Annotated in this window: 22 protein-coding genes, 1 tRNA gene and 2 pseudogenes; 17 read left to right on the top strand and 8 right to left on the bottom strand. The window is 53.8% G+C overall.

All coding sequences use genetic code 11. The features are described 5' to 3' along the window. Positions 1–9: 9 nt before the first annotated feature. The 4 genes from ureE to ureG are packed head-to-tail and all read left to right on the top strand — an operon-like array spanning position 10 to position 2,324. Positions 10–474 carry an urease accessory protein UreE gene (ureE, locus tag A3466_RS14550; RefSeq protein WP_063451129.1) on the top strand — a complete coding sequence of 155 codons (465 nt, stop codon included), beginning with the start codon at positions 10–12 and terminating at the stop codon, positions 472–474. Positions 475–483: 9 nt separating this feature from the next. Then, positions 484–1,023: a HupE/UreJ family protein gene (locus A3466_RS14545; protein ID WP_063451128.1), complete on the top strand. Its 540-nt coding sequence runs from the start codon at positions 484–486 to the stop codon at positions 1,021–1,023. Continuing rightward, positions 1,023–1,697: an urease accessory protein UreF gene (locus tag A3466_RS14540; protein WP_063451127.1), complete on the top strand. Its 675-nt coding sequence runs from the start codon at positions 1,023–1,025 to the stop codon at positions 1,695–1,697. Before A3466_RS14545 ends, A3466_RS14540 begins: the two co-directional genes overlap by 1 nt. 9 nt (positions 1,698–1,706) lie before the next feature. Then, positions 1,707–2,324, top strand: a complete 618-nt coding sequence (ureG, locus tag A3466_RS14535) for an urease accessory protein UreG (protein ID WP_022651876.1) — start codon at positions 1,707–1,709, stop codon at positions 2,322–2,324. A gap of 47 nt (positions 2,325–2,371) precedes the next feature. Here ureG and tsaD read toward each other — a convergent pair whose 3' ends face one another. Then, on the bottom strand, positions 2,372–3,385 hold the full coding sequence (tsaD, locus tag A3466_RS14530; protein WP_063451126.1) for a tRNA (adenosine(37)-N6)-threonylcarbamoyltransferase complex transferase subunit TsaD: 1,014 nt from the start codon (positions 3,383–3,385) through the stop codon (positions 2,372–2,374). Between the two features lie 236 nt (positions 3,386–3,621). Here tsaD and rpsU point away from each other — a divergent pair, with 236 nt between their 5' ends. The 3 genes from rpsU (at position 3,622) to rpoD (ending at position 7,696) form a co-directional block, all read left to right on the top strand. Then, positions 3,622–3,837, top strand: coding sequence for a 30S ribosomal protein S21 (gene rpsU / locus A3466_RS14525; RefSeq protein WP_001144069.1), 216 nt, complete (start codon positions 3,622–3,624; stop codon positions 3,835–3,837). Between the two features lie 115 nt (positions 3,838–3,952). Continuing rightward, positions 3,953–5,698 (top strand): DNA primase, encoded by a 1,746-nt coding sequence (gene dnaG, locus A3466_RS14520; protein WP_063451125.1) that lies wholly within the window; start codon positions 3,953–3,955, stop codon positions 5,696–5,698. A gap of 153 nt (positions 5,699–5,851) precedes the next feature. After that, positions 5,852–7,696 carry an RNA polymerase sigma factor RpoD gene (gene rpoD / locus A3466_RS14515; RefSeq protein ID WP_006812010.1) on the top strand — a complete coding sequence of 615 codons (1,845 nt, stop codon included), beginning with the start codon at positions 5,852–5,854 and terminating at the stop codon, positions 7,694–7,696. A gap of 90 nt (positions 7,697–7,786) precedes the next feature. Here rpoD and mug read toward each other — a convergent pair whose 3' ends face one another. Further along, the gene (mug, locus tag A3466_RS14510) at positions 7,787–8,293 is read right to left on the bottom strand and encodes a G/U mismatch-specific DNA glycosylase (protein WP_063451124.1); all 507 of its coding nucleotides are present in this window, start codon (positions 8,291–8,293) and stop codon (positions 7,787–7,789) included. 124 nt (positions 8,294–8,417) lie between these two features. On the opposite strand from mug, the gene A3466_RS14505 reads away from it, so the two are divergent. Together A3466_RS14505 and A3466_RS14500 are read left to right on the top strand one after the other, a co-directional pair. Then, positions 8,418–8,493: transfer RNA gene (locus A3466_RS14505), tRNA-Ile, on the top strand. Positions 8,494–8,710: 217 nt separating this feature from the next. After that, positions 8,711–9,283, top strand: a complete 573-nt coding sequence (locus A3466_RS14500) for a serine acetyltransferase (RefSeq protein WP_063451123.1) — start codon at positions 8,711–8,713, stop codon at positions 9,281–9,283. 250 nt (positions 9,284–9,533) lie between these two features. On the opposite strand, the pseudogene A3466_RS22465 reads toward A3466_RS14500, so the two are convergent. The 3 genes and pseudogenes from A3466_RS22465 to A3466_RS14485 all read right to left on the bottom strand — a co-directional run. Beyond that, positions 9,534–9,943 (bottom strand): annotated as a pseudogene (locus A3466_RS22465) (hypothetical protein); the annotation flags it as partial. 95 nt (positions 9,944–10,038) lie between these two features. Beyond that, the gene (locus A3466_RS14490; RefSeq protein ID WP_063451121.1) at positions 10,039–10,503 is read right to left on the bottom strand and encodes a hypothetical protein; all 465 of its coding nucleotides are present in this window, start codon (positions 10,501–10,503) and stop codon (positions 10,039–10,041) included. Further along, positions 10,481–10,873, bottom strand: a complete 393-nt coding sequence (locus A3466_RS14485; RefSeq protein ID WP_063451120.1) for a polymorphic toxin type 44 domain-containing protein — start codon at positions 10,871–10,873, stop codon at positions 10,481–10,483. Before A3466_RS14485 ends, A3466_RS14490 begins: the two co-directional genes overlap by 23 nt. A gap of 206 nt (positions 10,874–11,079) precedes the next feature. Between A3466_RS14485 and A3466_RS14480 the strand changes: the two are divergent. Together A3466_RS14480 and A3466_RS14475 are read left to right on the top strand one after the other, a co-directional pair. Further along, positions 11,080–11,541 (top strand): annotated as a pseudogene (locus A3466_RS14480) (Hcp family type VI secretion system effector); the annotation flags it as partial. 134 nt (positions 11,542–11,675) lie between these two features. Next, the gene (locus A3466_RS14475; RefSeq protein ID WP_063451119.1) at positions 11,676–12,845 is read left to right on the top strand and encodes a hypothetical protein; all 1,170 of its coding nucleotides are present in this window, start codon (positions 11,676–11,678) and stop codon (positions 12,843–12,845) included. Here the strand turns inward: A3466_RS14475 and A3466_RS14470 are convergent, their stop codons facing one another. Next, positions 12,846–13,610, bottom strand: a complete 765-nt coding sequence (locus A3466_RS14470; protein WP_063451118.1) for a siderophore-interacting protein — start codon at positions 13,608–13,610, stop codon at positions 12,846–12,848. A gap of 146 nt (positions 13,611–13,756) precedes the next feature. Here A3466_RS14470 and A3466_RS14465 point away from each other — a divergent pair, with 146 nt between their 5' ends. Continuing rightward, on the top strand, positions 13,757–14,251 hold the full coding sequence (locus A3466_RS14465) for a PadR family transcriptional regulator (protein WP_063451117.1): 495 nt from the start codon (positions 13,757–13,759) through the stop codon (positions 14,249–14,251). Here the strand turns inward: A3466_RS14465 and A3466_RS14460 are convergent. Next, entirely contained in the window at positions 14,248–15,807 is a 1,560-nt protein-coding gene (locus A3466_RS14460) for a methyl-accepting chemotaxis protein (RefSeq protein WP_063451116.1), read from the bottom strand. The genes A3466_RS14465 and A3466_RS14460 overlap by 4 nt on opposite strands. Before the next feature lie 240 nt (positions 15,808–16,047). Beyond that, positions 16,048–17,568, bottom strand: a complete 1,521-nt coding sequence (locus tag A3466_RS14455) for a methyl-accepting chemotaxis protein (protein WP_063451115.1) — start codon at positions 17,566–17,568, stop codon at positions 16,048–16,050. A gap of 422 nt (positions 17,569–17,990) precedes the next feature. On the opposite strand from A3466_RS14455, the gene ygjG reads away from it, so the two are divergent. The 5 genes from ygjG to A3466_RS14430 all read left to right on the top strand — a co-directional run bounded on the left by ygjG (position 17,991) and on the right by A3466_RS14430 (position 24,943). Continuing rightward, positions 17,991–19,370 (top strand): putrescine aminotransferase, encoded by a 1,380-nt coding sequence (gene ygjG, locus A3466_RS14450; RefSeq protein ID WP_063451114.1) that lies wholly within the window; start codon positions 17,991–17,993, stop codon positions 19,368–19,370. A gap of 484 nt (positions 19,371–19,854) precedes the next feature. Further along, entirely contained in the window at positions 19,855–20,397 is a 543-nt protein-coding gene (locus A3466_RS14445) for a fimbrial protein BcfA (protein WP_028014482.1), read from the top strand. Between the two features lie 153 nt (positions 20,398–20,550). Beyond that, positions 20,551–21,258, top strand: a complete 708-nt coding sequence (locus tag A3466_RS14440) for a fimbria/pilus periplasmic chaperone (protein WP_063451113.1) — start codon at positions 20,551–20,553, stop codon at positions 21,256–21,258. Between the two features lie 49 nt (positions 21,259–21,307). Further along, positions 21,308–23,926: a fimbrial biogenesis usher protein gene (locus tag A3466_RS14435; protein WP_063451112.1), complete on the top strand. Its 2,619-nt coding sequence runs from the start codon at positions 21,308–21,310 to the stop codon at positions 23,924–23,926. Further along, entirely contained in the window at positions 23,927–24,943 is a 1,017-nt protein-coding gene (locus A3466_RS14430; RefSeq protein WP_063451111.1) for a fimbrial protein, read from the top strand. Positions 24,944–24,945: the final 2 nt, after the last annotated feature.

The raw sequence follows: 24,945 nt of genomic DNA, 5'->3' as shown, positions 1-24,945 counted from the left end.
GGAGTGAAGATGATTTACCTAACCCAACGCCTGGACCACGCGCACCCGATCACCGCCAGCGTCACGCTGCCGATTGACGTGCGGGTGAAAAGCCGCGCCCGCGTGGCGCTGAACGACGGTCGCGAAGCCGGGCTGATGCTGCCGCGCGGTTTGCTGCTGCGCGGCGGCGATCTGCTGACCACCGACGACGGCAGCGAGGTGATCGAAGTGATCGCCGCCCCGGAGTCGGTTTCCGTGGTGCGCTGCACCGATCCGTTTCTGCTCGCCCGCGCCTGTTACCACCTGGGCAACCGTCACGTGCCGCTGCAAATTATGCCCGGCGAGCTGCGCTACCACCACGACCACGTTCTTGACGACATGCTGCGTCAGTTTGGGCTGGAGGTGACCTTCTCCAGCCTGCCGTTTGAACCGGAAGCGGGCGCTTACGCCAGCGATGCCCACAGCCATAGCCACTCTCACGCTCATTCACATTAAGGATTCATCATGCGTAAGTATTTACCCTTGTTATTGCTGGCCTTTTCCGTTCCGGCGCTTGCCCATCCGGGACACGGTACCGACAGCTTCCAGGCCGGCTTTCTCCATCCGCTTACCGGGCTCGATCACCTGCTGATGCTGACCGGGGCTGGCGTACTGTCTGCCCTGAGCGGTCGCAGGCTGCTGCTGCCTTTAGCGACCCTCGGCATGATGCTTGTTGGCGCCGTTGCGGGCAGCCTGCTCGGCGGCTTTAGCGGCATGGAGATGCTGATTATCGCCTCGCTGGCTGTCTGCGGCGTGATGATGTTTAAAACTGAAAACCGCCTGCTGCTGGCGGTGCCTGCCCTGGCGATGTTCCACGGCTGGGCGCACGGCGTGGAGATGTCTGGCCACAGCTTCTGGCTGTTCACCAGCGGTTTTATGCTGGCCAGCGCGACGGTGTTGGGCGCCAGCTTTGCGGTGGGGCTGCTGCTGCGCCGCCACGACGGTCTGCGTAAAACCTTCGGCGGGGGGCTGATTGTCTCCGCCCTGCTGGCGTTGATGAGCTAATGGAGCACGCCCGCCAGCGGCTGCGCCTGATGCAGCTCTCCAGCAGTAGCCTGCCGGTCGGGTCGTTTACCTGGTCGCAGGGGCTGGAGTGGGCCGTCGAGGCCGGGTGGATCACCAGCGCCGACGCGTTCAGACGCTGGCAGATCCAGCAGATGGAGCAGAGCTTTTTCTGCGTCGACCTGCCGCTGTTCATCCGCCTGTACCGTGCCTGCGAGCAGCAGGACATCGCGGCAGCAAAACGCTGGACGGCATACCTCCTCGCCTGTCGGGAAACGCGCGAACTGCGCGAGGAAGAACGCAACCGCGGCGCGGCCTTTACGCGCCTGGTTAAAAGCTGGGAACCCGCCTGCCCGGCAGAATGGCTGCCGCTGTTGATGCAGAGCCAGCTCGGCGGCATGGCGTGGCTCGGCGTGCGCTGGGGAATTGGCGCGCGCGAGCTGGCGCTGAGCCTCGGCTACAGCTGGATTGAGAGCGCGGTGATGGCGGGCGTCAAGCTGGTGCCGTTCGGGCAGCAGGCCGCACAGCAGCTGATTATCGACCTGAGCGACCATTTTGCCGACGGGTTTGAACAGGCTTTTTTACGCAGCGACGACGCGCTGGGGGCCGCTACGCCGCTGTCCGCCATCGCCTCTGCGCGCCACGAAACCCAATATTCACGACTATTTCGTTCCTGAGGAGTCAACATGGCTGATTACAAACATCCCCTGCGCGTTGGCGTGGGCGGCCCGGTAGGCTCGGGCAAAACCGCCCTGCTGGAAGCGCTCTGCAAGGCGATGCGCGACACGTACCATCTGGCGGTGGTGACCAATGATATCTACACCAAAGAGGATCAGCGCATCCTCACCGAGGCGGGCGCACTTGAGCCGGAGCGAATAGTGGGCGTGGAGACGGGCGGCTGCCCGCATACCGCCATCCGCGAAGATGCCTCAATGAATCTCGCGGCGGTAGAAGCCCTCAGCGAGAAGTTCGGCAATCTGGACCTGATCTTCGTCGAAAGCGGCGGCGACAACCTGAGCGCGACCTTCAGCCCGGAGCTGGCGGATCTGACCATCTACGTGATCGACGTGGCCGAAGGGGAAAAAATTCCGCGCAAGGGCGGACCGGGGATCACCAAATCCGATTTCCTGGTGATCAACAAAACCGATCTTGCGCCCTACGTGGGGGCGTCGCTGGAGGTAATGGAGCGCGACACCAACCGCATGCGCGGCGAGCGCCCGTGGACGTTTACCAACCTGAAGGCGGGCGACGGTCTGGGGACGATTATTGCGTTTCTGGAAGAGAAAGGGATGCTGCGGGTGTAGTCGTAAATTACCCTCTCCCCTGTGGGGAGAGGGTTAGGGTGAGGGGGTTACGCCTCCGGCAGTTCCGCCAGCGGCCAGCGCGGACGCACGGACACGCTCAGGTCAGCCGTGGCGCCGGCGTTCAGGCGCACCATACCGGCGTAGGCGATCATCGCCCCGTTATCGGTACAGAATTCCGGACGCGCGTAGAACACTTCCCCGCGACGCTTTTGCATCATTTCGGCGAGTTTCGCACGCAGCGTACGGTTGGCGCTGACGCCGCCCGCCATCACCAGGCGCTTAAACCCGGTCTGATCCAGCGCACGCTTGCACTTGATCATCAGCGTATCCACCACCGCGTCTTCAAACGCGCGGGCAATGTCGGCGCGGGTCTGCTCGCTGTCGTCGTTATTGCGGATGGTGTTCGCCGCGAAGGTTTTCAGCCCGGAGAAGCTGAAATCCAGCCCCGGACGATCGGTCATCGGACGCGGGAAAACAAAGCGCCCTTCCGTTCCCTGCGACGCCATTTTAGAGAGCATCGGGCCGCCCGGGTAATCCAGGCCCAGCAGCTTGGCGGTTTTATCGAACGCTTCGCCGGCGGCGTCGTCGATCGACTCGCCCAGTAGCTCGTACTTGCCAATACCCGTTACGCTAATCAGCTGGGTATGTCCACCGGAAACCAGCAGCGCCACAAACGGGAATTCGGGCGGATTGTCTTCCAGCATCGGCGCCAGAAGATGCCCTTCCATGTGGTGAACCGGAATGGCGGGAACGTCCCACGCGAAGGCCAGCGAACGCCCTACCGTTGCGCCGACCAGCAGCGCACCGACCAGGCCCGGCCCTGCGGTATAGGCCACGGCATCAATATCTTTTGCACTCAACCCGGCCTCTTTTAGCGCCGCCTGAATCAGGGGAACCGTCTTACGCACGTGGTCACGAGAGGCCAGTTCAGGCACGACGCCGCCGTAGTCAGCGTGCAATTTCACCTGACTATACAGCTGGTTGGCCAGAAGCCCTTTTTCGTCGTCGTAAATGGCGATGCCGGTTTCATCGCAGGATGTTTCAATACCCAGTACACGCATGACTTGTTTTACCTCGTTTCAATACCGCGCAGTGTAGAGCCTGGGCGGATTGTTGTAAAACTTTGTTCGCCCCAGGAAGAAGCCTCGTGTATACTCCTCACCCTTATTAAAGTCCCTTTCAAAATCGCATCGGTGCTTTACAAAGCAGCAGCATTTGCAGTAAAATTCCGCACCATTTTGAAATAAGCTGGCGTTGATGCCAGCGGCAAACCGAATTTATTAAAGGTGAGAGTTACATGCCGGTAATTAAAGTACGTGAAAACGAGCCGTTCGACGTAGCACTGCGTCGCTTCAAACGTTCATGCGAGAAAGCAGGTGTTCTGGCTGAAGTTCGTCGTCGTGAGTTTTATGAAAAACCAACGACCGAACGTAAGCGCGCTAAAGCTTCCGCTGTGAAACGTCACGCGAAGAAACTGGCTCGCGAAAACGCACGCCGTACTCGTCTGTACTAATCTGTTGAGGGCCAACGCCCTCAATTGACAGACAGAGTTGTAGTCGTAAGGCCGTGCTTCCGGAAGGAATGCGCGGCTTGTTTTCGTTTATAAGTCGCTTAAATTTTTGGGGCATATGGCCGGAAGAATCCCACGCGTTTTCATCAATGACCTGCTTGCCAGAACCGACATCGTCGATCTCATCGACGCGCGGGTGAAGCTAAAAAAGCAGGGCAAGAACTACCATGCGTGCTGTCCGTTCCATAACGAAAAAACCCCCTCTTTCACCGTAAACGGTGAAAAGCAGTTCTACCATTGCTTCGGCTGTGGCGCACACGGTAATGCCGTCGATTTTTTGATGAACTACGACAAGCTCGAGTTCGTTGAAACCGTCGAAGAGCTGGCGGCGATGCATAACCTTGAAGTGCCGTATGAAGCGGGCAGTGGGCCAAGTCAGATCGAGCGCCATCAGCGGCAAACGCTGTATCAACTGATGGATGGCCTGAATTCGTTTTATCAACAGTCTCTTAAGCACTCTGCGGCTGAGCCTGCGCGTCAGTATCTTAACAAGCGTGGACTGAGCGACGATGTGATTGCGCGTTTCGCTATTGGTTACGCCCCGCCCGGCTGGGACAACGTGTTAAAGCGTTTTGGCGGCAATAGCGAAGATCGTAAATCCCTCATCGACGCAGGCATGCTGGTCACCAACGACCAGGGACGAAGCTACGACCGCTTCCGTGAACGGGTGATGTTCCCGATCCGCGACAAGCGTGGCCGGGTGATCGGTTTTGGTGGTCGCGTGCTGGGTGATGCCCTGCCGAAATACCTCAACTCCCCGGAAACCGATATTTTCCATAAGGGCCGCCAGCTGTACGGTCTTTATGAAGCGCAGCAGGAAAATGCGGAACCTCCGCGGCTTCTGGTCGTCGAAGGTTATATGGACGTCGTTGCGCTGGCGCAGTACGACATTAACTATGCCGTTGCGTCACTGGGTACGTCCACTACGGCGGACCATATCCAGCTGCTGTTTCGCGTCACCAACAACGTGATTTGCTGCTACGACGGTGACCGCGCAGGACGCGACGCGGCCTGGCGCGCGCTGGAAACCGCGCTGCCGTACATGACCGACGGACGTCAGTTGCGCTTTATGTTCCTGCCCGACGGTGAAGACCCGGATACGCTGGTGCGTAAAGAGGGCAAAGCGGCATTTGAAGCACGGATGGAGCAGGCACAGCCGCTCTCCACGTTTCTGTTTAACAGCCTGATGCCGCAGGTGGATTTGAGTACCCCGGACGGGCGTGCGCAACTCAGTACGCTGGCGCTGCCGTTAATCAGCCAGGTGCCTGGCGAAACGCTGCGCATCTATCTGCGACAGGAGCTAGGCAACAAGCTCGGCATACTGGACGACAGCCAGCTTGAACGTTTAATGCCGAAGCAGGCTGAAAACGGTACGGCACGTCCGGCGCCTCAGCTAAAACGCACAACCATGCGTATACTGATAGGGTTACTGGTGCAAAACCCCGAACTTGCTCCGCAAGTGCCGTCGCTGGCGGGTTTGAACCACGAAAAATTGCCCGGACTTGGCTTATTTTCAGAATTGGTCAACACTTGTTTGTCTCAGCCAGGTCTGACCACCGGACAACTTTTAGAGCATTATCGCGGCACAAAAGAGGCCGCAACCCTTGAAAAACTGTCGATGTGGGACGATATAGCAGATAAGGATATCGCAGAAAAAACGTTCACCGACTCACTCAACCATATGTTTGATTCGATGCTTGAGCTGCGCCAGGAAGAGTTGATAGCTCGCGAGCGCACCCATGGCTTAAGCAGCGAAGAACGCCGGGAGCTCTGGATGATTAACCAGGAACTGGCGAAGAAATAAAAAATTTAACGGCTTAAGTGCCGAATATCGATCGGGAAGCCCCCGGCAGCCGCACTGAGAGGCAGCGGCAAAAATATAAGTACGCCCTCGCTTTAAAGGTTGGCAGCCTCATCGCCGACACCAATCAAACGAATTAAGTGTGGATACCGTCTTATGGAGCAAAACCCGCAGTCACAGCTGAAACTTCTTGTCCAACGCGGTAAGGAGCAAGGCTATCTGACCTATGCCGAGGTCAATGACCATCTGCCGGAAGATATCGTCGATTCAGATCAGATCGAAGATATCATCCAAATGATCAATGACATGGGCATTCAGGTGATGGAAGAAGCACCGGATGCCGATGATCTGTTGCTGGCTGAAACCTCCAACAACACTGACGAAGATGCGGAAGAAGCTGCTGCACAGGTCCTGTCCAGCGTGGAATCTGAAATCGGGCGTACCACTGACCCGGTCCGCATGTACATGCGCGAAATGGGTACCGTTGAACTGTTGACCCGCGAAGGCGAAATTGACATCGCAAAACGCATCGAAGACGGGATCAACCAGGTTCAGTGCTCTGTTGCCGAATACCCGGAAGCGATTACCTATCTGCTGGAGCAGTACGATCGCGTTGAAGCGGAAGAAGCGCGTCTGTCCGATCTGATCACTGGCTTTGTCGACCCGAACGCTGAAGAAGATATGGCGCCAACCGCCACTCACGTCGGTTCTGAGCTGTCTCAGGAAGAGATGGATGACGACGAAGACGAAGATGAAGAAGAAGACGACGACAGCAGCGACGACGACAACAGCATCGACCCGGAACTGGCGCGCGAGAAGTTTGCCGAGCTGCGTACCCAGTACGAAGTGACGCGTGACACCATCAAAGCGAAAGGCCGCAGCCATGCCGCCGCTCAGGAAGAGATCCTGAAACTGTCTGAAGTGTTCAAACAGTTCCGCCTGGTGCCAAAACAGTTCGACTACCTGGTAAACAGCATGCGCGTGATGATGGATCGCGTACGTACCCAGGAACGCATCATCATGAAGCTGTGCGTTGAACAGTGCAAAATGCCGAAGAAGAACTTCATTACCCTCTTCACCGGCAATGAAACCAGCGAAACCTGGTTCAACGCCGCTATCGCGATGAACAAGCCGTGGTCTGAAAAGCTGCACGACGTGAAAGAAGACGTCCAGCGCGGCCTGCAAAAGCTGCATCAGATTGAAGAAGAGACCGGCCTGACCATCGAGCAGGTGAAAGACATCAACCGTCGTATGTCCATCGGTGAAGCGAAAGCCCGCCGTGCGAAGAAAGAGATGGTTGAAGCGAACTTACGTCTGGTTATCTCTATCGCCAAGAAATACACCAACCGTGGTCTGCAATTCCTGGATCTGATTCAGGAAGGCAACATCGGTCTGATGAAAGCGGTAGACAAGTTTGAATACCGTCGTGGTTACAAGTTTTCCACCTATGCTACCTGGTGGATCCGTCAGGCGATCACCCGCTCTATCGCAGACCAGGCGCGCACCATCCGTATTCCGGTGCATATGATTGAGACCATCAACAAGCTCAACCGTATTTCCCGCCAGATGTTGCAGGAGATGGGCCGCGAGCCGACGCCGGAAGAGCTGGCTGAACGCATGCTGATGCCGGAAGATAAGATCCGTAAAGTGCTGAAAATCGCTAAAGAGCCAATCTCCATGGAAACACCAATCGGTGACGATGAAGATTCGCATCTGGGTGATTTCATCGAGGATACCACCCTCGAGCTGCCGCTGGACTCGGCCACCACCGAGAGCCTGCGTGCCGCCACGCACGACGTTCTGGCTGGCCTGACCGCCCGTGAAGCCAAAGTGCTGCGTATGCGTTTCGGTATCGATATGAACACCGACCATACGCTGGAAGAAGTGGGTAAACAGTTCGACGTTACCCGCGAACGTATCCGTCAGATCGAAGCGAAGGCGCTGCGTAAGCTGCGTCACCCAAGCCGCTCTGAAGTGCTGCGTAGCTTCCTGGACGACTAACCCAGATAAACAGCAAAAAGCTCCCAATCGGGAGCTTTTTTTTTGTTTATTCCCTCTGCCTGTGAGTGAGGGCCTCAGGCCGCAGAGTAGCTAAAGCCCCCGCACCATCAGCGCCTCATCAAGTTCCCGGTATGCCTCCACAAGCTTATCCAGCGTCGCCCTGTTCAGCCCGCTCGGATTCGGCAGCACCCACACCTGCGTTACGCCAATAGTAATGTTCTGCTTACCCCACTGAGCACCGCGCTGGCTGAACGCCTGCTCGTAGGCCTGCTTACCGAGGATCGCCAACGCTGCGGGCTGATAGTCTTCAATCTTCTTCACCAGTTCCCGCCCGCCAGTGCGCAGCTCATGCAGATTCACTTCGCTTGCCTGCACCGTGGGTCGCTCGACCAGCATGGTGATACCGCAGCGCGTATCCAGCAGCTGCTGCTCTTCTTCCGGCTTCAGCTGTTTTTCGGTAAAACCGGCCTGATGGATCACCTTCCAGAAGCGATTTCCCGGATGAGCAAAGTGAAAACCGGTGTGCGCCGATGACTTGCCCGGATTGATACCGCAGAACACCACCCGCAGGCCAGGGGCCAGAATATCGTTGATCATTTCTACTCCTGTTTATGCATCTTAAGATAAGTATAAAGGATTGATTATGCATTGTTTATAAAAACAGCAGGCAGGTGTGAATGGCTGGATTGCTGAGGGGAGTTACTTTATAATTCACCGCCACGGCCCCTTAGCTCAGTGGTTAGAGCAGGCGACTCATAATCGCTTGGTCGCTGGTTCAAGTCCAGCAGGGGCCACCAAATTTTAGCTTTAGAATCATCCAGTTAAGCCACTCCCGCGAGTGGCTTTTTTGTTACTTAAGGCATGGGTGAGGCAAAAGTGTCGCACAAAAGTAAGAGTGCTCCCTCCCCTCAAGATTATGACAAGCCCTCTCCACATAACTACTACGCCAAAAAGTTGCTTTCCGTAGGCTTTTGACTTTAAATTCCCGCGACAAATGAAAGGGAAAGCTAAGTAATGGATAAACAAGCCAGATCAACTCATTTACGTGAATGCTTACGTCAGGAAGTAATGATGAGTTCTAAGACATTTTCGTGGTTCAGTGTGCTGCATAAAGCTATCAAATGCCCGGATCGCCGCTTTCACTTCTGGTGGCGCATCGCGTCGCACTGGCATCGCTCGGGCAACAAGTTCCTGAAAAAACGAGCCGCTAAATTAAACAGAAACCTCATTTTCAAATATGGAACTGAGATTCAGTTGGGGGCGCACATCGGACCCGGCATGGTGATTACTCATCATCACGGGATTGTAATAAATGGTTCGGCTGTAATAGGTCATTCTCTACGGATAAGACAAAACATCACGATTGGCATTACCGGCGCGAATGTTAATAAAGGACCAATATCCATCGTAATTGGCAACAACGTCAGTATTGGTGCGGGTTCTTGCATCATCGCAGATAAGATTCGCATCGGTGACAACGTTGTAATCGGCGCTATGTCATTTGTGAACAAAGACATTCCCAGCAACACCACCGTCTATAGCGAAAAGACTTTGCATGTCATATCTAACAAATTACAAGCAGCATGAAGCAGGCACTGCTACACATTTCAGTTTTTTAAAAGTGACTTCCTGCCCCCAAACCCGCGCCAGCACTCACCGCGCGGATTTTCCATGAACTTCTCGCCTCCTATATATTGATCTTCTTTTTTCACATAAAATCTAAAATATCATTCATTATTTTATAGTTACAAATCTTACTAGATCCTCCGCAGATCCATAAAAGTGAAAAACACTGAAATTCTTTTCAATCTTTTCAGTTCTGGTTTCCCGCAACGCCGTCAACCACATAGCGGGGACGGAACGGATCGGAGAAATTGGCGCTTTTCACTGCCTCAACGGGATTCATCACCCGGTCAAACGTTAGCAAATGTATCCCGGATGCCAGCTCCGGATAATGGCTTTCAATCTGGCGCTGAACGGGCGTTTTTTGCAGTGGCTTACCCGTCGCACAGTTGCAGGGTGTCCAGGTGACAGCCATCGTGTCATTATGCAGATGGACTTTTGTCACCCTTTCCTCGTTCAGCTCCACGCCGGGGCGCAGACTCTGTACCAGGGGAAGCGTTATTGAGTTTCCCCGGCTGCCCCCTGATTAAATTCATGCGGGATCTCAATCGGGCGATCAGCAAACAGGGCTTTTTCCGCGCCGCCAACATATACCGCACCGCCCGGCAGCTGATACCAGACGTAATGCCGAAAGCCTTTCCGAGATTACGCCGTGAAAACTTCCACGCGGCTCATCGGGTCATTGACCCGACCGCAAGGGATTCTAAATAAATATTTATCTATCGACTAAATTTCCCCTTATCCCAGCTCTCGCCGCGGGCCGTTAAGTCGATTGACGGCGCGGTCGCTATTCCCTCAGCATCATAAAAAAATGCGGACGTTGTAAAGCTGTACACGGTGCCGTAAACAGTAAATGAGATATTGTTGCCTATGCCGTCAACTTTCGCGAGGGGGGTGTTCGCTGTAAGCGTGGGCGCGATATGTTGTTTTTCGAGAGCCACCAGCGGATCACCCTCAATCTTGCTCGCTAAAAAATAACGATACACTTCCCCCGTGGTCATGTTCGAGCCGTCATACTCAGTAATGTATAACCAGGTCCGGGGCGTGAGCTGGCGAACTTCATATAGCCGATCACTAACAGTTAAACGCTGTATATGTTGGCAATAACAGTACCCCGCGACCGCCAGGGCCATAAGAATAGTGGCGATCCAGTGCAGCGTCCTAAAAGTGATGCTGTTTAACATAGTCGATGCCTTGCTGTATCCAAAATTGGTCAATCGGATCATCACCAAACGGCGGAGCCCCCGTGAAATCACCCCACTCGGGTCTTGATGTGCCGGCTTTCCACTGCGCCGCGCCGGCAGCAATAAGCAAAATCTTTGCAGGGATGCACGCTGCATAACCCACAGCGCCGTAATGGAAATTCCCGAAGTCAGCATAAGCCCGTTTTTGTTGTTTGTAATCCCACGGCCCGCCATTCCTTACTCGCTCATAAAACCATGTATACGTAAGCGGGGCGGCCATATCCTGGACTTCGTGACGCGCCCGCGCGAGCCTTATGTGTTCGCGCAATATCTCCAGCCCGCGGGGTGGATAAATCGGTATACATGCCATCGTTATTCCTTTCTGCCAGGCAAAAAGGGCAACATAAGAGCAATAACATTAACGCGTACTGCTTAGGATCAATTTATTAATTTTATTTTTAATATCAATAAGTAACGAAATTAAATAACACTGACCTATAACACAATTTGTATCACCTGCGATCCGTTTTAAGCCGTTAATGAGGGTTTACCCTCAACGGAAATGGAGTTTTAAAAATGGCTATTCCTGCTTATCTATGGCTTAAGGATGATGGCGGCAACCCGATTAACGGATCTGTGGATGTTCAAAATAGAGAAGGTAGTATAGAGATCCTCTCTTTTAGTCACGGCTTGTTAGTTCCGACCGATAACAACACCGGCAAGATCACCGGCACGCGCTTACATGCGCCGCTCGTAATTGAAAAGGAGTTTGATAGCTCCAGCCCGTATCTCTACAAAGCGGTAGCCACCGGCCAAACGCTGAAAAGCGCAGAGATCAAGTGGTATAAGATCAACGATGCGGGCCAGGAGGTTGAATATTTCAATATGCTGCTTGAAAACGTCCGGGTAGTCAGCATTAACCCCGTCATGCATAACTGTAAAGAGCCAGCGTTACAGATACACAATCATAATGAGGGAATACAGCTCCGCTATGAGCGGATCACCTGGAAGTATTGCGATGGGAACGTCCAATACTCCCTCATTCCCTCACAACCCCTAAAAACTAAAGAAATCCCCCATCGCGCCGATCATCATCCGTGTGTATTATTTCCTGTAGCGTTGACCACAACCACCCTTAACTCAAATACTTAAGCGCCAGAGCGAAAGGCATCATGAGCACACCGATCAAACGGCTAGAAATCATTAAAAATGCCATTGAGCTGGAAGATGACGACATCATCCAGAGCCAGCTGAAACGCCTCAAAGATGAAGCCTTTGACGATGATCTCCTGTCCATCGTCGCGGCGCTTGAGCAGCAAAACTACACCGCTGCCATCCGTGCTATCACCGCCTGGCTGCAAAGCCAGCGTGCCGTTGCCCCGTGGCGCGATCCGCAGCTGGCGGCCAGCAAGCTGGAGCTGAAAGCCCTGGAGGAGCGCCTGCGTGACCTGATTGACCGCCGTAACGCCCGGGTGCAGCAGCTTGATGAGTTCAACGATCTCTATTTTTCGCGCCTCGGGCCGCTGATGCAGCAGATCCTCGCCCTGCGTAAAACGCTGGCGGAGTTGAACCTGCGTCGTCAGCAGGCGGAGGCGCGTCGTCGCGAGGAGGATTACCGCCGCTGTCAGCGCTATATGGCGCAGGCGGTGGAGGTACTGTCCACGCTCACCCAGCGCTGGCAAGAACTGCCTGCGGATTCCGTTCAGGCGGCAGAGGCGCGCAAGCAACTTCAGCAGCAAAGTCATCTGATTGCCACCCTGCTGGCCGAAGCGCAGGAGCTGGAGACCGGACTAACGCGTGAAGAAGAGCCGGCGCGTCAGGCGCGCGATGAGGCCAACGAAGAGTACAGGAAGTATCGCGAACAGCATCATGATGCCGAAGCGCGCCTGCGTAAAGGCAAGGCCCTCTCTGAAGAGGATCGGAACGAACTGAAGCGGCTCTGGCGTCAGGCGAGCAAGCTATGCCACCCGGATCTGGTTGCCGATGACTTAAAAGAAGAAGCCAACCGGATGATGGTGCAACTCAATCAGGCCAAACAGCGCGGCGACGTGAAGGCCATACGCTCGCTGGTCGCCCGTCTGCAACACGGGTTCGAACCGATAATGGCGAGCGACAGGCTGAACGACCTGGAACGTATTCGTAAAAAAATGGCGCAGGTGCGTGAGCAAATCGACGCCCTGGTAAGCGAACTGGCAGAGCTGGAGAAGGAAGAATCCTGGCTGCTCGTCTCGTCGCTCAGCAATATGGAAGCCTACTTTGCCCAGCAGGAGAAAGCGCTGAAAGAGGTATGCGCCTCGCTCGAACATCAGGTGAGCGAAGCGCAGCTGGATCCCGCCGCCTGACTATTTTGCGTGCCAGTACGCGCTGGCACGCACCAGCTGCGGGTCAATCGCATCGGTTTCAAACTGACGGCTCAGGCTTTTCACCACCTTTCCCTCTCCGGTCAGCCAGATAAAGTAATCCTCTTCCGGCACGGTCAGCGCGGCCAGATGCTCCGCCACCGCCTGCTCGCTGTGGCCGATAACCCAGGTGATGTTGAACTCGCTCAGGTGCGCCAGGTAGTCTTTATACGACGCATCGCCCACGGTGACGATGGCGTGGATCGCCGGGCGAACCGGCAGTTTTGCGATACCTTCCAGACGGCGGCGCAGCGCGGGCATGCCCGACTCGTCGCACACGTACAACTGCCAGGCATAATCTTCCGGCACCACCAGCGAACCGCGCGGACCGCCGATGGTCAGCTTGTCACCCACCTTCGCCTCTACCGCCCAGTTGCTGGCAATGCCGCCATCATGAACGAAGAAATCGAGCACCAGCTCATTTTTTTCGTCATTGTACAGCGGAGTGTAGTCACGCGCCTGCGGACGCACGCCGTCGCCCCAGTCGATGCCTTCCTCGGTGACGACAGGCGGCACGAAGGTCGTGCCCGGTGCCGGGAAAAAGACTTTGGTATGGTCGTCAAAGCCGCGAGAGTTAAAGCCCTCCAGCGCCTCGCCGCCTAACACAATGCGCTGAAATCCTGCGCTGACGCGCCCGGCGCGGAGCACATTCAGCTCGCGAAAACGCAGGTCGTTGCGGACACGTTGAGGGTAACGGGTAGATGCCATGTTGATGCCCTTCTCAGGTGAATACGATATATCGGAATGATTTTTTAATGATAATGATTGCTATTAACTAAGAAATCAAGATTTTTTAGATTGCATCTGAATATATCTTAGATATAGTTTAGATATATCAAAATTGAGGAAAAAACATGCGACACGAACACGACGGCGGCGGACGCCGGCCACGATTTTTTGGCCATGGCGATTTACGGCTGGTGATCCTGGACATCCTGACGCGCAGCGCGAGCCACGGTTACGAGCTGATTAAGGAGATCGAGAACCTGACGCAGGGTCATTACACGCCAAGCCCCGGGGTGATTTACCCGACACTGGATTATTTGCAGGATCAAGCGCTGATTGCGATTACTGAAGAAGAAAACGGCCGTAAGCGGATAGCGATTAACGCCGCCGGAGAGCAGTGGCTGGAAGATAACCGGGAACAGCTGGAGCAGATCCAGACGCGTATCAAGGCGCGTTCCGTCGGGTTCCAGCTGCGCAAGAACCCGCAGATGAAGCGGGCTTTAGATAACTTCAAAGCGGTACTGGACCTGAAGGTGAACCAGGGAGATCTCAGCGGCGCGCAGCTCAAACAAATTATCGGCGTGATTGACCGCGCGGCGCTGGAGATCTCCCAGCTGGATTAAGCCAGCACGCCGTCGCTCACGCGGAACACCCGCACCAGCTCTTTCAGGTGCATCGCCTGTTCGTTCAGGGATGCCGCCGCCGCAACAGACTCCTCCACCAGCGCGGAGTTCTGCTGGGTGGTGGCGTCTATCAGGCCAATCGCGCTGTTGATCTGCGAGATGCCTTCCGTCTGCTCGTGGCTGGCCTGGCGGATTTCACGCAGGATAACGTCCATCTCCTCCACGTTACCGACCATCCCGTTGATAAGCCCGCTGGCTTTCTCCACAAGGTTCATGCCGTCCTGCGTCTGGCTCGTCGAACTTTCGATCAGCTGGCGGATCTCACTTGCGGATGTCGCACTCTTCTGCGCGAGCTGGCGCACTTCGCCCGCCACCACCGCAAAACCACGGCCATGCTCACCCGCCCGGGCCGCTTCGACCGCCGCATTCAGGGCCAGAATGTTCGTCTGGAAGGCAATGGCATCGATCAGGTCGATAATGTCGGACATCCGGTTCGATGTTTCGTTAATCAGGCGCATTTTGCTGGTAACTTGCTTCATCATCTCCCCGTTGTTTTTCACCACCGCAGCCGCATCGGCAGACAGGTTGGTCGCTTCCCCGGTGTGCGAGGCGGTATTCTTCACCGTGGCGGTGATCTGCTCCATCGACGCCGCCGTCTGTTCAACAGAACTGGCCTGCTCCTCCGTGCGCGCGGCCAGATCCTGATTGCCGGCGACAATCTGCGCGGCGGCGCTGGAGATGTTTTCCGACCCGGTCTGCACCTGCTGCACAATCTCCAGCAGGCGCGTTTTCATCTCCATCAGTGCGGTAAGAAGCAGTCCGGTTTCATCTTTACCGTGCGAGGTAATGCTGCGCGTCAGATCGCCATCGGCAATGGCTTGTGCAAAATTCACCGCGTCGTTCAGCGGTCGGGTAATGGATCGCACAATGAGCCAGCCAATCAGGCTGGCTGCCGCGACGCTGAACAGCGTAATCACGATCAGCAGGAGACGATTGGTGCGGAAATCGCCTTCCACCTGCACGCCCGCGATCTGCATTTCCCGGTCCTGGATCGCAATTAGCGCCTGCACTCTCGCTTTGTAGGACTGTTGCAGGTTCAGGGTGTTGGTCATCATCTCGTTTATCGCAGCCGCACGGTCGTTATTCTGCACGGCCTGCAAAATGCGATAGCGCGAGTCGAGATATTGCTGACGTACGCCGCGGATATCCGCCAGCGCCTGTTGAGATTTCTTATCCTCGAGAGCGTTGTCCAGCTCGCTCAGGATTGCGGTGATGCGCTCGCTGATCGCCTTCAGGCGCTGCTCTGACTGCGTCGTGTACGTCCCCTGTTCGTCCAGCAGCATAAGCTGTTGTGTGCTTATAAATTCCTGGAAGTTGTCGATTAGCTGGTTCGCTTTAACCGTGGTTGGATAGTCGCTGGTAAGGATGGTTTGCATTCCATTGTTTGCCCGATTCAGGCTCATCAGAGACAAACTTGCGCTGACGACCATCAGGACAATAAATAATCCAAACGCCAGAAATAATTTCGTGCCGATCTTTACGTCATGTATGAACATATTTACCCCATCGATGTGATTATTTCTCAGACGATCGCTGTTATCGGAAGAAAACTTGCTAACTTTATGACTTTGATCGTTTTTTTCTTTTTCACTCGTAATGAAGTCGGGGCGCAAGAATTAAAAATCGGCAGGTTTTTTTAGTTACTTAATATTTCATTAACAACATAACTTATACTGAAAAACAAAAAAGCCGTTTACCCCCAGGGGAATAAACGGCTTTTTCGAAGCAGGAATTTCTTAATGCAGCACGGTAACCGCATCTTCAAGGCGTCCGGCCCGGTGCTTAACCATCGCGGAAATCTGTGCGCTCTCTTCGACCAGGTCCGCATTTTTCTGCGTAATGCTGTCCAGCTCCGCCACGGCACGCGTCAGCTCGGTCAATCCCGTGGCCTGCTCGGCGGTGGAATGGCTGATCTGCGCGATAAGCTGCGTGACATTTTTCACCTGCTCGACAATATCATCCATCGTACGACCCGCGGCGTGTACCTGACTGGCGCCGGACTGCACTTTGCTGGCGCTGGCGTCGATCAGCTTGCGAATATCGTTCGCCGCATTCGCGCTGCGGCTGGCAAGATGACGCACTTCGCCGGCCACCACCGCAAAGCCTTTCCCCTGCTCGCCCGCGCGGGCCGCCTCAACCGCAGCGTTCAGCGCCAGAATATTGGTCTGGAAGGCGATATCGTTGATAAGAGACGTAATTGAGCCAATGCGCTGGGTACTGTCGGCAATGTCATCCATGGTTTTCACCACGGTCTGCATCACGGTGCCTCCCTGCGTGGCCGCGCTGCTGGCGGCCATCGACAGCTTGTCGACTTCGGCTGCGGTCTCAGAGTTGCTCTGCACCGACGCCGCCATCTGGTTCATCGTGGCCACGGTCTGCTGCACGTTCGCCACGGTCTGGCGCGTGCGGTCGTTGAGATCTTCATTGCCCTGCGCCAGCCTGTCGCTACCGTCACGCACGCTCACGACCTGGCTGGACACATCGTTGATCAGCCAGCGGCACATCAGCCCCAGCTGTCCGACGGCCCGCAGCGTCAGGCCCAGCTCGTCGCTGCGGTTGAGATGCTGAACGCTGTTACGCTCTCCGGTGGCGACCTTCAGCGCCTGGCGCGCCACGTTTTCAACCGGGCGGACGATTTGCTGTTCAAACACCAGGGTGCCAAGCAGCATCACCGCAGCCGCCGCTGCAAGCGACGTCCAGCCCGCAGCACTGGCAACCTGCGTTGCGGCCATCACTGCAAAAAGTACCGCCATTACGCCACGCACGCGCCAGCGCAGCGGCATCGCCGGTAATCTACCGAGCCAGCCTTTGCGCACCACCAGCCCTTTATGAATGCTTTTTTTGCAGCGTCCTTCGTTGAGCGCCTTGTAAAGCGGCTCCACCGCGGCTATCTCCTCCTCCGTGGCGCGAGTACGAATCGACATATAGCCCATCTTCTGGCCATTACGCACCATCGGTACCGCATTCGCGCGTACCCAATAGTGATCGCCATTTTTACGTCGGTTTTTGACAATCCCGCTCCAGGGCTCGCCTTTTTGCAGCGTGTACCACATGTCGGCAAAAGCCGCTTTCGGCATATCCGGATGGCGCACGATATTGTGCGGTTGCCCAAGCAGCTCCTGGAGCGTAAAGCCGCTCACCTGCACAAACGTGTCGTTAGTGTGGGTCATGTAGCTCTGGAGGTCGGTGGTCGACATAAGCGTGGTGTCATCGTCCAGTGGATATTCATTCTGGGTGACATAGTCAGGAGAGGACATAGTGAGCATCCCTTGCAGGTTATTTGAATGTTAATTTTGTGGCTTATGTTTTTTCGGCGATAAAAAATTTATCTTTAGTTGTTAAATATGATTGAGATCGCAAATTCGGGTTAAACCGCACTTTTCGTACGATTTTCTAATTGATTGATTTAAAATACTTTCGAAATGAAACTACCTACAAAGCATGATCCTGTAACGCCCCCTTAAGTCGCATTCCCTGCCCTGGAGCAGTGCAATTGCTGAAACCTCATCACCGGCCCGTTATCCCTTATTCCATGCGGCGCGCAATGGCATGATTAAATATTGCGCAACTTTAATTTAACCTGGCGTTTATCCCGATTTTCGTTAAGCCCTCTGAGGTGGCGCAATCCCTGCAATACTTACCTCAGTATCATGTGATACGCGATCCCCGGGAGCATATTTTGAACAGGTTACCTTCCAGCGCCTCGGCTCTTGCCTGTACCGCGCACGCACTGAATCTCATTGAAAAGCGAACGCTCGATCATGAGGAGATGAAACAACTTAACCGAGAGGTCATTGATTACTTTAAAGAGCACGTCAATCCTGGTTTTCTGGAGTATCGCAAATCTGTTACCGCCGGCGGGGATTACGGAGCCGTAGAGTGGCAAGCGGGCAGTCTGAATACGCTTGTCGACACCCAGGGACAGGAGTTTATTGATTGCCTGGGTGGCTTTGGTATCTTCAACGTGGGGCACCGTAATCCAGCTGTGGTTTCCGCCGTACAGAATCAACTTGCGAAACAACCTCTCCATAGCCAGGAGCTGCTCGACCCGCTTCGCGCCATGCTCGCGAAAACGCTGGCAGCCTTAACGCCCGGCAAGCTGAAGTACAGCTTCTTTAGCAACAGCGGTACGGAATCGGTCGAAGCGGCAATCAAGCTCGCCAAAGCGTACCAGTCGCCGCGCGGGAAATTCACCTTCATTGCCACCAGCGGCGCGTTCCACGGTAAATCCCTGGGTGCGTTGTCTGCGACCGCCAAATCCACCTTCCGCAAGCCGTTTATGCCGCTGCTGCCGGGCTTCCGCCACGTGCCGTTCGGCGACATTAGCGCCATGCGTACTGTGCTGAGCGAATGCCGTAAAACCGGTGACGACGTGGCGGCGGTGATCCTGGAGCCGATTCAGGGTGAAGGCGGCGTGATTTTGCCGCCGCAGGGTTATCTGCCCGCCATGCGTCAGCTGTGCGATGAGTTTGGCGCGCTGCTGATCCTCGACGAAGTGCAGACCGGGATGGGGCGCACCGGCAGGATGTTCGCCTGCGAGCACGAGAACGTCCAGCCGGACATTCTCTGCCTGGCAAAAGCGCTCGGCGGCGGCGTGATGCCGATTGGCGCGACGGTTGCTACCGAGGAGGTGTTCTCAGTGCTGTTCGACAACCCGTTCCTGCACACCACCACCTTCGGCGGTAACCCGCTGGCCTGTGCGGCGGCGCTGGCGACCATCAACGTGCTGCTGGAGCAAAACCTGCCGGCGCAGGCGGAGCAGAAAGGCGACATGCTGCTGGACGGCTTCCGCCAGCTGGGCCGGGAATACCCTGACCTGGTGCAGGAGGCGCGCGGGAAAGGCATGCTGATGGCAATTGAGTTCGTTGATAACGAAATCGGCTACAGCTTCGCGAGCGAAATGTTCCGCCAGCGGGTGCTGGTGGCCGGCACGCTCAACAACTCGAAGACCATCCGCATTGAGCCACCGCTGACGCTGACCATTGAGCAGTGTGAGCAGGTTCTGAAGGCGGCACGCAAATCGCTGGCGGCACTGCGGGTAAGAGTAGAAGAAATATGATTAAATCCCTCCTCTTATGGAGGAGGGATTTATATCCACTCTAATCTTATTTCAATTTGTAATTTAACATGGCATATTGAAAATCACGCTTACATCCTCCAAAAGTACAATTCCCGTTTAAAATTAATATTTAACTATTATAAAAGGATAGTGCTCAATAACAATACAGAAATATCACTCCAGGAGATTGCACCTGAAAGAATCTGGCTAAATAGTGCATCAAACATACCCTCTCATTCTAAAAACTAATAAATTTTTAATTAAAACCCATTTAAGAATTTCTAATTGAAAATCAACCTGCAATGGATTGATATAATATGTCTCGCCTCATAAAATACGCTTTCGGAACATCACGAGAATGTGCAAAACACAGCGTACTGTATGATTCTGTATATTCATGATTTTTAATCTGAATAGTCTTGTATTAAGTCACCTTTAATTTTGTTTCAACTTGACAGAAAACTGTTTATTTAAAAGGATTTGTATGAAAAAGCATGTTTTAGCAATGGTTGTTGCTGCATCTATGGCAAGCGGCGTGATGATGAACGCACAGGCAGACACCACCACAGTAAGCGGCGGTACTGTTAATTTCGTCGGTCAGGTTGTTAACGCTGCCTGTTCAGTTGCTGCCGATTCTGTTGACCAGACCGTTATCCTGAGCCAGGTTCGTACCGTGAAGCTGACTCAAAGCGGCATGCTGGCGAATCAGAAAGAAGATTTCAACATTAAACTGGAAGATTGCGACACCACTGTCAGCCAGAACGCAGCAGTTATTTTCAACGCGCAGCAGGACGCGACTCAGCCGGGCGCTATGGCAAATACCGCAGGTGCAGGTTCCGCACAGAACGTGGCTCTACAGCTGTTTGGACCGGACGGCAAAAACCTGGATCTGGGTACCACCTCTTCTGCAATCGGCCTGATCAACGGTGAAAACATTATCCCACTGAGCGTTGACTACATCGCTACAGGCGCAGCAACACCAGGTAACGTAGCATCCACCGCTACCTTCCAGATGGTTTATTCCTAATCGAATTAGGATGCTGTCATCCCTCCTTCGTACGCCAGTGCGAAGGAGGGATTTTTAATATAACCGACCGTTTTATATAGATTAAATACATAGGCTTAAACGGCATGTTTTATTCTATGTATTTGATTATGTATTCAATGAAGTGATATATAAATGAAACGAATTAATACTATATCTTTGATAACGAAGCTGATTACGCATTCTTTTTTATTCGCGGCTACGGTGCTGACTACGGCTCACGCTGGGGGGATAGGCCTGGGCGCAACGCGTATTATTTACCCTCAGGGTGATAAACAGATTTCGTTACCTATTACGAACTCGTCTCAAAGCAATGCTTTCCTGGTGCAATCGTGGGTTGCGAACGCCGATCAATCGAAGTCCCCGGACTTTATTGTTACGCCTCCGCTTTTTGTTATGCATCCTAAAAAAGAAAACACCATCAGAATAATGTACGCAGGCCCAGATTTGCCTAAGGACAGAGAAAGCGTTTTTTACTTCAACAGCAAAGCTATCCCTGCTGTGGATAAAAGTAAGTTGCAGGGAAATACGTTGCAGATTGCGACCCAGAGCGTCATTAAGCTTTTTATTCGCCCAAAAAAATTGCCTACCCCGTCAATTGACGCGCCAAAGGCGCTGCGCTGCACGATCAGTAACGGCAAGTTGACCATCAAAAACGCGTCGCCTTATTACGTGTCGCTGGTGCAATTCAAAGCGGGAAACGCCAAGTTAACCAATAACATGGTTCCGCCAATGAACATCCTGGTCGTTGATCTACCTGCCAGTAGCGGGAGCCAGGTGACGTTCCAGACCGTTAACGATTTCGGTGCTACCACCCCTGTTCAGACATGCCCTGGAGCATAATTTTTCCGGAAAAATATAGAACATAGCGCGTTGAAGCAGGCAGAGAAAAATGAAGTTTCGCAAGTATCAGATAAGGATAGTCAATCATCGTTTGGCCCCTCTCACGCTGGCCATGCTCGGCGCATTCGCATCCGTTAATGCGGATGCGGGCTATTATTTCAACCCTGCCTTTCTTTCAAGCGATCCTGCGGCGGTTGCTGATTTATCACGTTTTAGTAATGCGGGCCAGGCGCCAGGGGTCTATCGCGTGGACGTATGGCTGAATGACAATTTTTTAGCCACGCGCGACGTCACGTTTAACGTGCGCAAAAATTCAACACCTACGGATGACGATACGGGGCTGACGCCCTGCCTCTCGCATAAGTCACTTGATGCGATGGGGGTAAATGTCGATGTCTTACCCGGTCTTAAGAACGAAAAAGCGGGCAACTGTGTCGATTTGCCGGCAGCCATTCCCGCTGCCACCACATTTTTTGATTTTGAACACCAGCGCCTGAATATCAGTATTCCGCAAGCGGCGCTGCGTAATAACGCGCGTGGGTATATTCCCCCTGAGCAATGGGACGAAGGCATCAACGCCCTGATGCTAAATTATGACTTTTCGGGTTCGCATAGTCACAATAGCGGTGATTATGGTTCGACGACGGACAACTATTTTCTGGGACTAAACAGCGGATTAAACCTGGGGCCGTGGCGGCTGCGGGATTTCTCTACATGGAGCTATAACAGCAGCGGCTCAGAAACCTATACCAACCGGGAACACATAAAAACCTATGTTGAACGTGCCGTTATCCCGCTAAAAAGCAAGCTGACCATCGGCGAAAACTATACCACTTCGGATGTCTTCGACAGCCTGCCATTCCGCGGGGTGCAGATCAATTCTGACGACAACATGCTGCCTGATAGTATGAAAGGTTTTGCGCCAACCATTCATGGGATCGCTAAATCCAACGCCCAGGTCACCATCAAACAAAACGGTTACACCATTTATCAAAGCTATGTGCCGCCCGGGGCGTTTGCCATTAACGATCTGTACCCCACCTCCTCCAGCGGTGACCTGAATGTAGAGGTCAAAGAATCTGACGGAACGATCAGCAGCTACTCTGTGCCCTATTCCGCGGTTCCGGTTTTACAGCGTGAAGGCACCGTCAAATATGCCGCCACCGCGGCCCGCTATCGCAGCAACAGCGATCAGCAGGAGGACACAAACTTTGTCCAGGGAACGCTTATCTGGGGGTTACCAAAAGGATTCACCGTCTACGGTGGTACGCAGCTGACGGAAAAATACTCTGCCTTTGCGTTGGGTACCGGAGTGAACCTGGGGAATTTTGGCGCCGTATCGGCCGATCTCACCTCCGCACAAAGCGAACTGAGCGACGGTAGCTCACATAACGGGCAGTCAATACGTTTCTTATATGCAAAATCGTTGAACGGCATGGGCACCAATTTCCAGCTGTTAGGCTATCGCTATTCCACATCCGGTTTTTATACCCTGGATGAAACCACCTATAAGCAAATGAAAGGTTATGTCGGCCAGGACGATCCCAACGACCACACCGACGACAATCAGCCCGTGTGGACCGATTATTACAATCTGTACTACACCAAACGCGGCAAGCTGCAGGCCAATATTTCACAACAGCTGGGCACTGCCGGGTCGATTTTCCTCAACGGCAGCCAGCAAACGTACTGGCATACCGACGAAAAAAATACGCTTATTCAGCTGGGTTATAGCGGAACGGTTGCGGGCGTAACCTATAACCTGACCTACAACTACAATAAATCCCCTGGCATGAGTGAAAGCGATCGTATTTATTCTTTAACGCTCTCCTTCCCGCTCAATCTGTGGCTTCATCCAGGTGGAGATGTGACCAAACGTTTAAACAGCATTTACGCCACATACGGCATGAGCACCGATAACGACGGCAGGGTCAATAATACTGCCGGCATCAACGGAACGCTGCTTGAAGACAATAACCTCAGCTACAGCGTTCAGCAGGGATATCAGAACCAACATACCGGTGCCAGTGGAAGCATCAGCACGGAATATGATAGTGCCTACGGTAATGCGAGCCTGGGGTACAACTACAGCAACAATGGCGATTATCAACAGATCAACTACGGCCTCAGCGGCGGTATCGTCGCGCATCGCAACGGCATCACCTTAAGCCAGCCGTTGGGGGATACCAATGTCCTGATCGCCGCGCCGGGCGCAAGCAACGTGAAGGTCGAAGACGGTCCCGGGATCCACACCGACTGGCGAGGTTATGCAGTTGTGCCGTATGCCAGCGCATACCACCGTAACCGCATGGCGCTGAACACCAACTCGCTCAGCGACGATCTGGACATTGACGAGGCCGTTACCCACGTTGTTCCAACCCAGGGCGCCCTGGTTCGCGCCACCTTTAAGGCGCGCTCAGGAACGCGCGCGATGATTGCACTCATGCATAACGGGCGCCCTGTGCCCTTTGGCGCGGTTGTTACGCGCAGCGATGAAGGTGGGGACACCATCGTAGGCGATAACGGCGAAGCGTATCTGTCTGGGCTGGGCGAGACAGGGAGTCTGACAGCGCAATGGGGCGACACAGATGATAAAAAATGTGTTGCCGTTTACAAGCTAAGTGAAACAAAGCAGTCCCTCGTGCGTTTAAAAGCGGAGTGCCGATAAGTGAAAGTACGCATTATTTTTTTATTACTCAGCCTTACGGCTTCTACGCAAAGTCTGGCAGCGGTCTGCCATAACTTTGATCACAGCATTACGAATGTGAATTACGATCTGACGGCCACGCTGACAAAAGAACAAAACCAGCTGGGGCAGGCAGTTGAACTGGTTAAATCACAGGATGTGGGCGTAAACGCCATATGTGACTATCATCCGGATGGCGATTCTCGTACCTATCGCTCATACAGGAATACCTACCCGGTGATTTTCACGGAAGACCAGTGGCAGTATATGAATCTTGACCCGATCTATATTGCAGGGGCGATGCGGATAACCGATTCCGAAATTGGTGAATATTTTCCGCCTGGAGACTATATCCATATGGGTAAAGATTACAGGGTGGATAAAGAGGATATGAACATACCTTTCCCGGTATATGACTCCAACCTGGTATTCCGGTTAAAAATTATCAAACCTTTTATCGGCACGGTCATCATCCCCAGTAAAGTGATGTTTAATGTTTATATCACCACCGAAAATACCGACCCGTTGAATGATATTGTTTATCAAATAACATACAGCGGCGCGGTCACGGTGCCGCAAAACTGCATCATTAATGCGGGACAAATCATTACGGTTGACCTGGGAAAACTCAACAGTGCTTCATTCACGAAAGCGGGTGAGAAACCTTCTAACGCGCCGGTAAAAACCTTTAATGTTCCCATCGAGTGTAATGCGGACGTGATTTCGCCTGCGCATCTCACGCTTCGACTGATCGCCAACGCAGACAGCAACGTTGGCCAGGCGCTCGCTACGGATAATAAAGATGTCGGCGTGGTGGTAACCAACGAAAATGGCACCGTCATGATACCTAACGACGCCTCCAGCACCGCTGATTTTATTACTGATAGTTCGGGCCATGCTGATGTCACGTTAAAAACCTACCCCATCAGCACGACAGGGAAGGCCCCGGCAGAAGGTCTGTTTACTGCGCTGGCCTGTTTACGTATCGATTTTGCGTAAGG

This window comes from Enterobacter genomosp. S (assembly GCF_001631805.1).
Lineage (GTDB): Bacteria > Pseudomonadota > Gammaproteobacteria > Enterobacterales > Enterobacteriaceae > Enterobacter > Enterobacter quasihormaechei.
This window is presented reverse-complemented; position numbering and strand designations above follow the sequence as displayed.

Coding starts and splice junctions, on each gene's coding strand:
- ureE (WP_063451129.1), top strand. CDS start 10: ATGATTTACCTAACCCAACGCCTGGACCACGCGCACCCGATCACCGCC.
- A3466_RS14545 (WP_063451128.1), top strand. CDS start 484: ATGCGTAAGTATTTACCCTTGTTATTGCTGGCCTTTTCCGTTCCGGCG.
- A3466_RS14540 (WP_063451127.1), top strand. CDS start 1,023: ATGGAGCACGCCCGCCAGCGGCTGCGCCTGATGCAGCTCTCCAGCAGT.
- ureG (WP_022651876.1), top strand. CDS start 1,707: ATGGCTGATTACAAACATCCCCTGCGCGTTGGCGTGGGCGGCCCGGTA.
- tsaD (WP_063451126.1), bottom strand. CDS start 3,385: ATGCGTGTACTGGGTATTGAAACATCCTGCGATGAAACCGGCATCGCC.
- rpsU (WP_001144069.1), top strand. CDS start 3,622: ATGCCGGTAATTAAAGTACGTGAAAACGAGCCGTTCGACGTAGCACTG.
- dnaG (WP_063451125.1), top strand. CDS start 3,953: ATGGCCGGAAGAATCCCACGCGTTTTCATCAATGACCTGCTTGCCAGA.
- rpoD (WP_006812010.1), top strand. CDS start 5,852: ATGGAGCAAAACCCGCAGTCACAGCTGAAACTTCTTGTCCAACGCGGT.
- mug (WP_063451124.1), bottom strand. CDS start 8,293: ATGATCAACGATATTCTGGCCCCTGGCCTGCGGGTGGTGTTCTGCGGT.
- A3466_RS14500 (WP_063451123.1), top strand. CDS start 8,711: ATGGATAAACAAGCCAGATCAACTCATTTACGTGAATGCTTACGTCAG.
- A3466_RS14490 (WP_063451121.1), bottom strand. CDS start 10,503: ATGTTAAACAGCATCACTTTTAGGACGCTGCACTGGATCGCCACTATT.
- A3466_RS14485 (WP_063451120.1), bottom strand. CDS start 10,873: ATGGCATGTATACCGATTTATCCACCCCGCGGGCTGGAGATATTGCGC.
- A3466_RS14475 (WP_063451119.1), top strand. CDS start 11,676: ATGAGCACACCGATCAAACGGCTAGAAATCATTAAAAATGCCATTGAG.
- A3466_RS14470 (WP_063451118.1), bottom strand. CDS start 13,610: ATGGCATCTACCCGTTACCCTCAACGTGTCCGCAACGACCTGCGTTTT.
- A3466_RS14465 (WP_063451117.1), top strand. CDS start 13,757: ATGCGACACGAACACGACGGCGGCGGACGCCGGCCACGATTTTTTGGC.
- A3466_RS14460 (WP_063451116.1), bottom strand. CDS start 15,807: ATGTTCATACATGACGTAAAGATCGGCACGAAATTATTTCTGGCGTTT.
- A3466_RS14455 (WP_063451115.1), bottom strand. CDS start 17,568: ATGTCCTCTCCTGACTATGTCACCCAGAATGAATATCCACTGGACGAT.
- A3466_RS14445 (WP_028014482.1), top strand. CDS start 19,855: ATGAAAAAGCATGTTTTAGCAATGGTTGTTGCTGCATCTATGGCAAGC.
- A3466_RS14440 (WP_063451113.1), top strand. CDS start 20,551: ATGAAACGAATTAATACTATATCTTTGATAACGAAGCTGATTACGCAT.
- A3466_RS14435 (WP_063451112.1), top strand. CDS start 21,308: ATGAAGTTTCGCAAGTATCAGATAAGGATAGTCAATCATCGTTTGGCC.